10 protein-coding genes and 1 pseudogene are annotated in these 12021 nt (G+C 62.8%); 10 read left to right on the top strand and 1 reads right to left on the bottom strand.

Annotated elements, in window-relative coordinates; all coding sequences use genetic code 11:
* Positions 1 to 61: 61 nt before the first annotated feature.
* Positions 62 to 1438 (top strand): class II 3-deoxy-7-phosphoheptulonate synthase, encoded by a 1377-nt coding sequence (locus tag NTA49_RS11470; RefSeq protein WP_258294910.1) that lies wholly within the window; start codon positions 62 to 64, stop codon positions 1436 to 1438.
* Positions 1439 to 1507: 69 nt separating this feature from the next.
* On the opposite strand, the gene NTA49_RS11465 is transcribed toward NTA49_RS11470, so the two are convergent.
* Positions 1508 to 2206: a PAS domain-containing protein gene (locus tag NTA49_RS11465; protein ID WP_258294909.1), complete on the bottom strand. Its 699-nt coding sequence runs from the start codon at positions 2204 to 2206 to the stop codon at positions 1508 to 1510.
* Positions 2207 to 2414: 208 nt separating this feature from the next.
* Between NTA49_RS11465 and NTA49_RS11460 the strand changes: the two genes are divergently transcribed.
* The 9 genes and pseudogenes from NTA49_RS11460 to phoB all read left to right on the top strand — a co-directional run bounded on the left by NTA49_RS11460 (position 2415) and on the right by phoB (position 11801).
* Positions 2415 to 3329, top strand: a complete 915-nt coding sequence (locus NTA49_RS11460; RefSeq protein WP_258294908.1) for a YicC/YloC family endoribonuclease — start codon at positions 2415 to 2417, stop codon at positions 3327 to 3329.
* A gap of 6 nt (positions 3330 to 3335) precedes the next feature.
* On the top strand, positions 3336 to 3995 hold the full coding sequence (gmk, locus tag NTA49_RS11455; RefSeq protein ID WP_258294907.1) for a guanylate kinase: 660 nt from the start codon (positions 3336 to 3338) through the stop codon (positions 3993 to 3995).
* Entirely contained in the window at positions 3992 to 4516 is a 525-nt protein-coding gene (locus tag NTA49_RS11450) for a gamma carbonic anhydrase family protein (RefSeq protein ID WP_258294906.1), read from the top strand. The genes gmk and NTA49_RS11450 overlap by 4 nt, the downstream gene beginning before the upstream one ends.
* A 1-nt stretch (position 4517) precedes the next feature.
* On the top strand, positions 4518 to 5705 hold the full coding sequence (locus tag NTA49_RS11445; protein ID WP_258294905.1) for a trans-sulfuration enzyme family protein: 1188 nt from the start codon (positions 4518 to 4520) through the stop codon (positions 5703 to 5705).
* 32 nt (positions 5706 to 5737) lie between these two features.
* On the top strand, positions 5738 to 6769 hold the full coding sequence (locus NTA49_RS11440; RefSeq protein WP_258294903.1) for a sensor histidine kinase: 1032 nt from the start codon (positions 5738 to 5740) through the stop codon (positions 6767 to 6769).
* 152 nt (positions 6770 to 6921) lie between these two features.
* Positions 6922 to 10044, top strand: a complete 3123-nt coding sequence (locus tag NTA49_RS17250) for a Hint domain-containing protein (RefSeq protein ID WP_284700561.1) — start codon at positions 6922 to 6924, stop codon at positions 10042 to 10044.
* An 80-nt stretch (positions 10045 to 10124) separates the two neighbouring features.
* A pseudogene (locus tag NTA49_RS11420) lies at positions 10125 to 10379 on the top strand (phosphate ABC transporter ATP-binding protein); the annotation flags it as partial.
* 12 nt (positions 10380 to 10391) lie between these two features.
* Entirely contained in the window at positions 10392 to 11099 is a 708-nt protein-coding gene (phoU, locus tag NTA49_RS11415; protein WP_258294901.1) for a phosphate signaling complex protein PhoU, read from the top strand.
* Positions 11100 to 11111: 12 nt separating this feature from the next.
* Entirely contained in the window at positions 11112 to 11801 is a 690-nt protein-coding gene (phoB, locus tag NTA49_RS11410; RefSeq protein ID WP_258294900.1) for a phosphate regulon transcriptional regulator PhoB, read from the top strand.
* The last annotated feature ends 220 nt before the right edge of the window (positions 11802 to 12021 follow it).

Genomic DNA, 12021 nt, shown 5'->3' with positions numbered 1-12021 from the left:
CGCTTTTGTATAAGGCCCTGCATACTGTGGCTGTACCTCAGCCCGAAAACGGAGAGACATTATGAGCGAATGGTCGAAATCGGATTGGCGCAACAAGCCCCGCATCCAGATGCCTGACTATACGGATGCGGCAGCCTTGGACGCGGTCACCGCGCAACTGTCGAAATATCCGCCGCTGGTCTTTGCGGGCGAGGCACGGAAACTCAAGGCGCACCTTGGGGCGGCCAGCCGGGGCGAAGCGTTCCTGTTGCAGGGCGGCGATTGCGCCGAGGCTTTCGACCAGTTCAGCGCCGATGCGATCCGCGACACGTTCAAGGTGATGTTGCAGATGGCGATGGTGCTGACCTTCGGTGCGAAGGTGCCGGTGGTCAAGGTGGGCCGCATGGCGGGCCAGTTCGCCAAGCCGCGCAGCGCGCCGACCGAGGTGATCGACGGCGTCGAGTTGCCGAGCTACCGCGGCGACATCATCAACGGTCTGGAGTTCACGCCCGAGGCGCGCATCCCCGATCCGGCGAAGATGTTGCAGGCCTATACGCAGGCGGCGGGCACGCTGAACCTGCTGCGCGCCTTCTCGACCGGTGGTTTTGCCGACATGCACCGGGTGCACGCGTGGACCCTGGGCTTTACCGACAGTGACGACGCCGCGAAATACGCCGAGATCGCCAACCGCATTCAGGACACCATCGACTTCATGGGGGCTGCGGGCATCAACTCGAAGACCACGCATGAGTTTTCGACGGTCGAGTTCTACACCAGCCACGAAAGCCTGCTGCTGGAATATGAAGAGGCGCTGACGCGGCTCGATTCCACCTCGGGCAAGTGGCTGGCGGGTTCGGGTCACATGATCTGGATCGGCGACCGCACCCGTCAGCCGGATGGCGCGCATGTGGAATACGCTCGCGGCGTGCAGAACCCCATCGGTCTGAAATGCGGGCCGACCACCACCGCCGAAGACCTCAAGGTGCTGATGGCCAAGCTGAACCCCCAGAACGAGGCGGGCCGTCTGACCCTGATCGCGCGCTTTGGCGCGGGCAGCGTCGGGGACCATCTGCCGCGTCTGATCAAGGCGGTCGAGGAAGAGGGCGCAAACGTGCTTTGGACCTGTGACGCGATGCATGGCAACACGATCAAGTCATCGACGGGCTACAAGACCCGGCCCTTCGAGAGCGTGCTGCGCGAGGTGCGCGAATTCTTTGCCGTGCATCAGGCCGAGGGCACGATCCCCGGCGGCGTGCATTTCGAGATGACGGGGCAGGACGTGACCGAATGCACCGGCGGCATGCGTGCCGTCAGCGACGAGGATCTGTCGGATCGCTATCACACCGCCTGCGATCCGCGCCTGAACGCCAGCCAATCGCTGGAACTTGCGTTCCTGGTGGCCGAAGAGCTGACCGCGCGCCGCAACACGCGCAACGGCCAGCAACAGGCGATCATCTGACCAAGCCAGAGACCGCAAGGGTATCCGGGTGGTATCCTTGCGGTGCGTTGTGGCTGGCAAGAAAAGATATCACTCGGTCTTTGTGGTGGTCTTGATCAGCCGCAGATAGGGCACATCGCCGGTCCTGCGCCCCTTGAAGGGTTTTGATGCTTCGGCCATGCCGGACTTGGGCCGTGCAACGTCCGGTGGCAGCGCATCCAGCGGCATCGGCGCGGTCGTCGGCGCGACGATGGCCCGCGACTGCGTCTTCAGGATATCGAAGCGGCGCGGCTTGCGCCCAATGGTGCCGCGCGCGACAAAGCAGCCCAGCGCCCGGCTGACATCGCCCAGATCGCTTTTCAACGGCAGCAGGATCATCCGCGCCTCCAGCGCGGGTTTGTCAAAGCCCACAGCCGAACTCAGGTGCAGTTCACAGACCGATGGCCGTTGAAACACATCCTCCAGCGCGTCGTTCAACTGGCGGCGGCCATCGGGCGAGATCATCGAGGTCAGCGGCATGCCGCGCACCTCCATGCCCATCAAGTCGCCGAGGTGGCTGCCCGCGATGCGCAGACGGGCCATGCCGGGGGCGATGCGTTCCAGAATAAAGGTATATTCCAGCGCGGTTTCGATCCCGCGCGGATCAATCTCGGAGCGTTTGGGGATCAGGCGGCTGCCGCGCAGCGCGTCCCAATATCCCTCAACCTGGGAGAGAGCTGAGAAGCCGGTGTCTGCCTGAAAATCTGTCATATCCACCACGTTTCGCGTATACTGATCGAAAAAGTCCATTGTGCGCACCTCAGCGTTTTTCTGCAGCCCGGTCTGCTGCAGTTATTACCAAAGTCTTAATACCCGAACTCATCCCTTCATCGGACTGAAATCTTAAGAGTTGGTTAACATCGACACCGCGCGCGCGGGCTTGTGCAATTCTGTGCTTACGCGGCGCACCCGCCACTTTGGGTTGCCCAACGCACCCCAATCACCGTATTGCTCGCCCATGAGCAAAACAGCCGCACACCCCGCCCTTCATTCGATGACCGCCTTTGCCGCTTCGGGCGGGGAAAGCGGCGTTTACCGCTGGAACAGCGAGTTGCGCAGCGTCAACGGCAAGGGGCTGGATATACGCGTGCGCGCGCCCGACTGGATCGACGGGCTTGAGGTCGCGCTGCGCACGCAGGTGGCCGCAGCGGTCGCGCGCGGCAACGTCACGCTGAACATCCGCGTCACCCGCGAGGATGCGGCGGGCGCCGTTCAGGTCAACGCAGGACAGCTTGCCGCCGTGCTGGCCGCCCTGACCGAGATCGAGGCACAGGCGATGGACCTGGGCCTGTCGCTGGCCCCGTCGAAAGCCACGGATATCGCGGTGATGCGCGGTGTGCTGGAACAATCCAGCGGTGATCAGGACGTTGCACCGCTGAAATCCGCGCTGGAGGCGGATGTGGCGGCTTTGTTGAAAGATTTCGTGCAGATGCGCGCGGGCGAGGGGGCCGCCCTGGCCAGGGTGCTGAATGCGCAGCTGGATCAGGTTGCAGAGCTTACAGCGCAAACCGCCCGCATCGCCGAAAGCCGCAGGGACGAGGTGGCCGCAAATCTGCGCCGCAATATGGCGCGCGTCGTGGAAAATGCCGATGGGGTGGACAAGGACCGCATCGCGCAGGAACTGGCGTTGCTGGCGGTCAAATCCGACATCACCGAGGAAATCGACCGGCTGGGTGCCCATGTCAGCGCCGCGCGCGACCTGATCGCCGAAGGTGGGCCGGTGGGCCGCAAGCTGGACTTCCTGAGCCAGGAGTTCAACCGCGAGGTCAACACCCTGTGCTCGAAGGCGCAGAATACCGAATTGACGCGGGTGGGACTGGCGCTGAAGGCGCTGATCGACCAGATGCGTGAACAAGTACAGAATGTGGAGTAACCGCCGATGAAATCCGAACGCCGCAAGTATGACCGCCGGGGCCTACTGATGATCCTGTCGTCGCCGTCGGGCGCGGGGAAGAGCACGCTGGCCAAACGTCTGCGGGCCTGGGACACCACGATCAGCTTTTCGGTCTCGGCGACGACCCGCCCGCCGCGCGTCGGCGAGGTGGACAAGTTCGACTATCATTTTGTGTCCGAGGACGACTTCAAGAAGATGGTGAACAACGAAGAGATGCTGGAACATGCCCATGTCTTTGGCAACTTCTATGGCTCGCCCACGGGGCCTGTGCGCGATGCGATCGAACAGGGCAACGACGTGCTCTTTGACATCGACTGGCAGGGCGCGCAGCAGATCCGCAACTCGGCGCTGGGAATGCACACGCTGTCGGTGTTCCTGCTGCCCCCCAGCATCACCGAACTGCGCCGCCGTCTGGAAGCGCGCGGACAGGACAGCAAGGAGGTCATCGACCAGCGCATGAAGAAATGCTGGGACGAGATCAGCCATTGGGACGGCTATGACTACGTCCTGATCAACGATGATCTGGACGAGACCGAGGACAAGCTTAAAAAGATCATCAGCGCCGCGCGGATGCGGCGCAGCCAGCAGCCGAACCTGATCGAACACGTGCGGCAGCTTCAATCCGAGTTTCAGGAGCAATTATGACCATTTTCGCCCTGGGCGCAGATCGCCCCGACATTCATCCCGACACCTGGGTCGCCCATGACGCCAACCTGATCGGCAAGGTCATCATGGAAGAGGGGTCGAGCGTCTGGTTCGGCTGCACCATAAGGGCCGACCACGAGAATATCATCATCGGGCGCGGCAGCAATGTGCAGGAAAACTGCGTGATGCACATCGACGCCGGTTTTCCGCTGACCATCGGCGAAAACTGCACCATCGGCCACAAGGTCATGCTGCACGGCTGCACCATCGGCAACAACAGCCTGATCGGCATGGGGGCAACCGTGCTGAACGGTGCCAGGATCGGCAACAACTGCCTGATCGGGGCAGGGGCGCTGATCACGGAAAACAAGGTGATCCCCGACGGATCGCTGGTGATGGGCGCACCCGGCAAGGTGGTGCGCGAACTGGACGCCGCAGCGATCAAGGGCCTTGAGGCCAGCGCGCTGCATTACCAAGACAACATGCGCCGTTTTCGCGACGGCATGACCAAGGTCGGTTAATATGCGCAACGAAAAGGGGTCGCTGATCCGGCCCGTCCCTCTGCCCGGCAGCGCCTCGCGTCCGGTGGTCACACCTCTGTCGCCTTCGGTGGTCTATGCCAGCGACACGCCCGACATGCTGGACAGCCAGTACGAGGGCAAGCTGCACGGCTATACCTACAGCCGCGAGGGGCACCCCAACGCCGATGTGGTCGGTGGCCTGCTGGACCGGATGGAAAACGCGCCGCACCCCGGCGTGGTGACGTCCAGCGGCATGGCTGCGGTGTCAGCCGTGTTGCTGGGCCTGCTCAAGGCCGGAGACCATGTGATCGGTGGCAACCAGCTTTATGGGCGGTCGCTGCGGATGATGTCCGAAGATCTGCCGCGCCTGGGCATCGAGACCACGCTTGCCGATCCCGGCGATGTCGATGCCGTGCGCGCCGCCCTGCGCCCCGAGACGCGGATCATTCTGGTCGAGGTGGTGTCGAACCCGACGTTGCGCGTGGCCGACATGGTCGGTCTGGCCAAGCTGGCCAAGGAGACCGGCGTGCTGCTGGTCGTCGACAACACGTTTACCACGCCGCGCGCCTATCAGCCGTTCGAACATGGCGCCGACATCGTGATCCATTCGGTGACCAAGCTGCTGGCAGGCCATTCCGACGTGATGCTGGGCTATGTCGCGGCGCGCGATGCGGCGATCAACACGCGGCTTCGGGTCTTTACCGTCACCGCGGGCATGACGCCCAGCCCCTTCGATTGCTGGCTGGCCGAGCGCGGGATGCTGAGCTTTGAGTTGCGGTTCGAGCGGTGTCAGCAGACTGCGGAAAAACTGGCGGATGCCCTTGGCGGGCTGAAAGGCGTCAAGCGCGTGATCTATCCGGCGCGCAGCGACCATCCCGATCACGCACGTGCCGCCGATCTGCTGCAAGGGCGTTGGTGCAATATGGTCAGTTTCGAGCTGGATGGGGGCCGTGCGGCCGCCAATGCGTTCACCACCGCCGCCGAGGGTCTGAGCTTTGCGCCGACCCTGGGCGACGTGGGCACGACCCTGTCGCATCCGGCCTCGTCCTCTCACCGTGCGCTGACTGGGGAACGCCGCGCGGCACTTGGCATGTCCGAAGGGTTCTTTCGCGTGTCCGTCGGCCTCGAAGACCCCGACGCGCTGCTGGCGGTGTTCGAGCGTGCGGTCGCCGCCGCCATGGACGCCTGAGCCGGGTGGCGCAGGTCGGGGTCATCCGCGCCATGCTTGAGGCATTGCCGATGCCGGGGGTGGTCATCGACCAGTCCGAGGTCATCATCGGTGCCAACACGGCGGCGCGCAACCTGCTGGGGCAGCGCATCGAGGGGCGGTCCTATGTCACGATGCTGCGCCAGCCCTCGCTGCTGGATGCGATCGAGGCGTGCCTGCAATACGGCAAGCCCCGCTCTGCGCCGTACCTGTCCAACGACGGGGCGCAACACGCGACGTTTTCGGTGCATGTGGCGCAGGTGCCCGCCGATGATCAAGCCTCGATGGTGCTGCTGACCTTCGAGGACGTCACGCAGGTGCAGCAGGCGGGCCAGATGCGCCGCGACTTTGTCGCCAACGTCAGCCACGAATTGCGCACGCCGCTGACCGCGCTGATGGGCTTTATCGAGACCCTGCGCGGCCCTGCGCGCAACGATCCCGCCGCACAGGCGCGGTTCCTGGGCATCATGCAGGACCAGGCCGAGCGGATGAACCGGCTGGTCGGTGACCTTCTGTCGCTCAGCCGGGTCGAGGGCGACGAGCGGGTGCGGCCCACGGCACAGGTGAACCTGCGCGAATGTCTGGCCTCGGTCGTGACGATGATGATGCCGCTGGCCGACGAGGGCAATGTGACGCTGGTGGCCGAACTGGGCGAAGACCCGGTGACCGTCGCCGCTGACCGCGATCAGCTGGTGCAGGTGGTCTGCAACCTGCTGGAAAACGCGATCAAATACGGAAGCACCGGGGGCACCGTCACATTGCAGCTGAGCGTGGACGACTATCTGCGCCCCCTGCGTGGTCCCGGCGCCACGATCAAGGTGACGGATCAGGGCCCCGGCATCGACCCCATCCACCTGCCGCGCCTGACCGAGCGGTTTTACCGCGCCGACAACCACCGCAGCCGCGAACTGGGCGGCACCGGTTTGGGGCTGGCCATCGTCAAGCACATCGTCAGCCGTCACCGGGGGCGTCTGCGCATCGACAGCGTTCTGGGGCAGGGCACCACCGTGCAGGTCGTGTTGCCGTGGACCCCACCCGAGGGCTGACCCCGGCACGCGTCACCACCCCGCGACAGAGGTTCCTGCGCAGTTTCAGCAAGCGGTAACTCTTTTGCGATACCACGGGCCCCGAATGTGCGGGCCTGTCTTCATGTCCGTTCGTTCCACAGCTTTTCCGCAGGCTTATCGAGGGACGCGACATGGCAACCAGTTACGAAGTCATCTATCTGGGCACGCTTCCGTTGATCGACGGCAGCCAGGACAACGAGGTCGCCGAGAATGCCGTCGAGATTCTGGGTGGTTACGGGTCCGCCGGCGATCCGCTCAGCGCCCATGTCCAGACCCTCAGCGCGGAGCGTCTGGACGAGGACGATCCCAGTGCCTATGACACCAACAACGGCACAAGCTATGACGCCTTTCGCATCAATGGCGGCACGCCGCAGAACTTTGATGCGGTCGCCACCTACAACGCCACCATCACCTATGCCGATGGCACCACCGCCGATATCACGGCGGTCATCTTTCAGGATGTGAACGGCAATACCTATCTGGCGCCCCAGGCCACCGACAATGCCGACCAGGCGGCTCTGACCGCCAAGCCGATCATGGCGATGAGCCTGAACAGTGTCGCCGACGACACCGGCGATATGGAGGCCGAACGTGTTGACGGCGATTTCAAGTCATCGGTCGACGGCACCAGCGGCGGCGATGTGATCGGACTGGGCTATACCGATGCGCAGGGCGATCAGGTGACCACGGGCGCCGATTACATCAACGGCGGAGACGGAAACGACACGATCTACGGCGACGTGGGCCGCGACACCATTTATGGCGGTGACGGCGACGATTACATCCACGGCGGGAACGACGACGATCTGATCTATGCCGGGGCCGGTGACGACACGGTCAACATCACCGACCGGGGGGATACGGTCCATGGCGGCGACGGCTCTGATTTCATCATCACCCAAGGATCGGGCTATGACAAGCTGGTCTTCGGCGGCGAGGGTGGCACGGATGACGACACGCTCAGCTGGGCCACCGAAGCGGACGCGGCTGATGCGGTCAATGTCACCTTCACCTCGGACGAGGCAGGGACCGCCGCGATCCGTGGCCGGACGGTCACCTTCTCCGAGATCGAGAACATCGAGGGCACGCAGGTGGGCGACACCATCGACGCGGGCGCATCCTCGGCGGATCTGGGCCTCTTTGGCGAGGGCGGCGACGACATCATCACCGGGGGTGCGGGTGACGATACGCTATCGGGCGGTACGGGCGCCGATACGATCCATGGCGGTGGCGGCGACGATGTGATCGACGGCGGGGCAGGTGCGGACAGCCTGGATGGCGGCGACGGATCGGACATCTTTATCGTGCGCGACGGGTTCGGCAACGACACCATCGTCGGCGGCGAGGGCGGTACCGACTACGACATCATTGATTTTTCCCAATTGACGCAAAGCGTGACGGTCACCTTCACCGGGGACGGGCAGGGCACGTTCACCAATGGCACCGATACCGTCACCTTTTCCCAGATCGAGGCCTTTGCCCTGCCCAACGGAGAGACCGTTGCCGCCGGTCTTGCCGGTGACATTCTTTATGTGGGTGACGGCGGTGCGAATGGCACAGGGGGCGGCGCGGGAGACGACACCCTTTCGGGCGGCGCGGGCGATGACAGCATCGGCGGCGGCGACGGCGGCGATCTGATCTATGGCGATGGCGGCAATGACAATATCGGTGGCAATGCCGGAAACGATACGATCCATGGCGGTGAAGGGGCAGACGCAATTGGCGGCGGCAACGACGATGATCTGATCTATGGCGACGCGGGCAATGACAGTATTGGCGGCAATGCCGGAAACGATACCATCCATGGCGGCGCGGGCGACGACATCATCGGGGGAAATGAGGGCGACGATCTTGTTTATGGCGGCGACGGGAATGACAGCCTCAGCGGAAATGCGGGCAACGATACGGTCGATGGCGGCGCGGGCAATGATACGCTGCACGGCTCTTCCGGCAACGACAGCGTCTCGGGCGGGGACGATGCGGACCTGTTCCAGGTGTTCGACGGGTTCGGCAACGACACCCTGATCGGCGGCGAGGGCGGAACCGACAGCGACACCATCGACCTGTCGCAATTGTCTGGTCCGGTGACAGTAAACTATACCGGGGACGAGGCCGGGACGATCACCGACGGCACCGACACGATCACCTTTTCGGAGGTCGAGCGTCTGATACTGACCGAACATGACGATGTGCTGGCGGGCAACGATGACGGCGCGGGTGCCTACATTGATGGCGGGTCGGGCAATGACACGATCCACGCGGGTTCTGGCGACGATACAATCATCGGGGGCGCAGGGGATGATCAGCTGACCGGTGGTGACGGGGATGACGTTTTCGTCTTCACCGTGGGAGAGGGCGACGACACCATCACCGACTTCAATGCGGGCAACACCGGCGCGCTGCACGATGGCGACATCACCAACAATGATTACGTTGATCTGTCCGAATTCTACACCGACCTGGACGAGTTGCGCGACGATTTCGACGATGACGGCGTGCTGAACCAAAGCGTTGGAGATTACAGCGACAACACGTCGATGTCGGGCGGATCCCTGACGTTTTCCGGGGCAGACCGCGGCAGCTTTAGCGTCGACAACACAGGGGTCGCCTGCTTTGCGTCGGGCACCGCGATCCGCACGCCGCAGGGTGACGTCGCCATTGAAGATCTGCGTCCCGGAGACCTGTTGTGTCTCTGGGACGGCCCGCCAGAGGCTGTGATCTGGGCGGGGCACACCGATCTGACCCTGAAGGCCGGCACCACCGACGCAAGCCAGACGCCGGTGCGGATCAAGCCGCAAGCTGGCCAGGGCCAGCGCGCGCTGGTCGTATCCCCGCAGCATTGCATGCTGATGCGGCTGGCCGACGGAACCACAATGTTCGCACGCGCCCGGCATCTGGCCGAGGAAACGGCGCTGGCGTCCTATGCGCCGGGGCGCACGTCAATCACCTATCACCACCTCCTTCTTGCGCGTCATCGGGTACTGATCGCCGAAGGACGCCCAAGCGAAAGCTTTTACCCCGGACCTTACGCCTTGAAGCTGATGACGCCAGAGGCGCGCGCCCGCGTGCTTGCGGCGGCGTCGGGTCTTCGGATGGATGACCCCCGTGCGACCTATGGCCGACGTGCCGCTGTTGTTCTGGGGCGACGGAATGTGCGGAAACTGGCGGCGGCCGGACAGCTGTTCTTTCCCGATTTCCCCAGTGTCACGCGGCGCGAAGACTTCACGAGATTTTCGGTTGTCGCAGCCAGATAAGCGCAACGATCATTTCAACGCGCGCCTGCCCGCACCGGCGGGCCGCGCGGGATGTTACGGGAATGCAGCGCAATGCGTTCATGTTGCTGATGGATGAGCCCCGTTCGACGCTCGACCCGATTGCCACCGCCCAAGTCGATGAATTAATTGACGAATTGCGCCAGAACTATTTGGTCGCGGTCGTCACGCACGCGATGCATCAGGCGGCCCGCGTCAGCCAGAAAACCGCGTTTTTACACCTTGGCAATCTGGTCGAATATGGTGAGACTGGTACAGTCTTTGCCAACCCGACCGACCCGCGCACCGAAAGCTACATCACTGGCCGTATCGGCTGAGGAGCATAAATAATGTCGTCAAATCAACATATTGCATCCGTCTTTGACCGCGACCTGGAGACGATCCAGGCGCAGATCATGAAAATGGGCGGGCTGGTAGAAGAAGCGATCCTTGAGGCTGCCATCAGTCTTGAGACCCGTGACGAGGAACGCGCGGAAGCCGTGCGCAAGGCCGACAAGAAGATCGACGCGCTGGAAGAGACGATCAACGAGGAAGCCGCGCGCGTCATCGCATTGCGCGCCCCGATTGCGGTTGATCTGCGCCTGATCCTGAGCGTGATCAAGATCAGCGCCAACCTGGAACGTATTGGCGACTATGCAAAAAACATGGCCAAGCGCACCGGCGTTCTGGCGTCGCTTGCACCCGTCAGCGACAGCGGCGGCGCGCTGCGCCGCATGGCGCGCGAGGTCGAGCGGATGCTCAAGGATGCGCTGGACGCCTATGTGAACCGCGATGCGGAACTGGCGCAGGACGTAATCGACCGCGACATGGAAGTCGATCAGATGTACAATGCGCTGTTTCGCGAATTCCTGACCTTCATGATGGAAGATCCGCGCAACATTACGGCTTGTATGCACCTTCATTTCATTGCGAAAAACATCGAACGCATGGGTGATCACGTAACCTCGATCGCCGAGCAGACCGTCTATCTGGTCACTGGTGTTCATGCGGATGAAAATCGTTCCAAGGCCGACACGACGTCGGTCCAAGTGCTGTAAGGGGGCCGGATCATGTCAGCCGATCAACCGCGGGTTCTTGTGGTCGAGGATGAACCCGCACAACGCGAGGTACTGGTCTATAACCTATCCGCCGAAGGCTTTGACGTCGTGTCGGCGAGCAATGGCGAAGACGCGATGATGATGATCGATGAGGCAACGCCCGACATCATCGTGCTGGACTGGATGATGCCGCATCTCAGCGGGATCGAGATTTGCCGTCGGTTGAAGATCAAGCCGGAAACCCGTGATATTCCAGTGATAATGCTCTCTGCGCGGTCCGAGGAAGTGGACAAGGTGCGCGGGCTGGAAACCGGTGCCGACGACTATGTGGTGAAACCTTACTCGATGATCGAACTGATGGCGCGGGTGCGCAGCCAGTTGCGCCGCGTGCGGCCTGCGACGGTGGGCATGCAGTTGCATTACGAGGATATCGTTCTCGACGCCGAGCGGCACCGCGTCACGCGCGGCGCCACCGAGGTCAAGCTGGGACCGACCGAGTTTCGGCTGTTGAGCACCTTCATGGAGAAGCCGGGCCGTGTCTGGAGCCGCGAAAGCCTGCTGGACCGTGTTTGGGGCCGCGACATCTATGTCGATACCAGAACCGTGGATGTGCACATCGGACGTCTGCGCAAGGCGCTGACGCTGACAGGCGGCACAGATCCGGTCCGCACGGTGCGCGGCGCTGGCTATGCGTTGGGGTAGATCGGGGTGCGGTGATTTGCGTGAGCGTCGAGGCGTAAGTCGTTGATATTAGGTGAGCAATAATTACATAATATGGATTATGCGTGTTAGCTTTGTGCCCGCAAAGTTAGAATGTCCCACATCTGCAAAGTAGAAGTGTCACACTTCCCTGTTGATCAAGCAGGATTGGAGTGTGGCCGTGGGACTGGTGATCATGAGCGAACGCGAGCTGAACCGGATT

This window comes from Pseudosulfitobacter koreensis, from assembly GCF_024733015.1.
In the GTDB taxonomy this organism is placed as follows: Bacteria; Pseudomonadota; Alphaproteobacteria; order Rhodobacterales; family Rhodobacteraceae; genus Pseudosulfitobacter; species Pseudosulfitobacter koreensis.
This window is presented reverse-complemented; position numbering and strand designations above follow the sequence as displayed.

Excerpts from the sequence above, each read along its gene's own strand:
- gmk (WP_258294907.1), top strand. The coding sequence starts at position 3,336 with ATGAAATCCGAACGCCGCAAGTATGACCGCCGGGGCCTACTGATGATC.
- NTA49_RS11445 (WP_258294905.1), top strand. The coding sequence starts at position 4,518 with ATGCGCAACGAAAAGGGGTCGCTGATCCGGCCCGTCCCTCTGCCCGGC.
- phoU (WP_258294901.1), top strand. The coding sequence starts at position 10,392 with ATGTCGTCAAATCAACATATTGCATCCGTCTTTGACCGCGACCTGGAG.
- NTA49_RS11440 (WP_258294903.1), top strand. The coding sequence starts at position 5,738 with ATGCTTGAGGCATTGCCGATGCCGGGGGTGGTCATCGACCAGTCCGAG.
- phoB (WP_258294900.1), top strand. The coding sequence starts at position 11,112 with ATGTCAGCCGATCAACCGCGGGTTCTTGTGGTCGAGGATGAACCCGCA.
- NTA49_RS11450 (WP_258294906.1), top strand. The coding sequence starts at position 3,992 with ATGACCATTTTCGCCCTGGGCGCAGATCGCCCCGACATTCATCCCGAC.
- NTA49_RS11470 (WP_258294910.1), top strand. The coding sequence starts at position 62 with ATGAGCGAATGGTCGAAATCGGATTGGCGCAACAAGCCCCGCATCCAG.
- NTA49_RS17250 (WP_284700561.1), top strand. The coding sequence starts at position 6,922 with ATGGCAACCAGTTACGAAGTCATCTATCTGGGCACGCTTCCGTTGATC.
- NTA49_RS11460 (WP_258294908.1), top strand. The coding sequence starts at position 2,415 with ATGAGCAAAACAGCCGCACACCCCGCCCTTCATTCGATGACCGCCTTT.
- NTA49_RS11465 (WP_258294909.1), bottom strand. The coding sequence starts at position 2,206 with ATGGACTTTTTCGATCAGTATACGCGAAACGTGGTGGATATGACAGAT.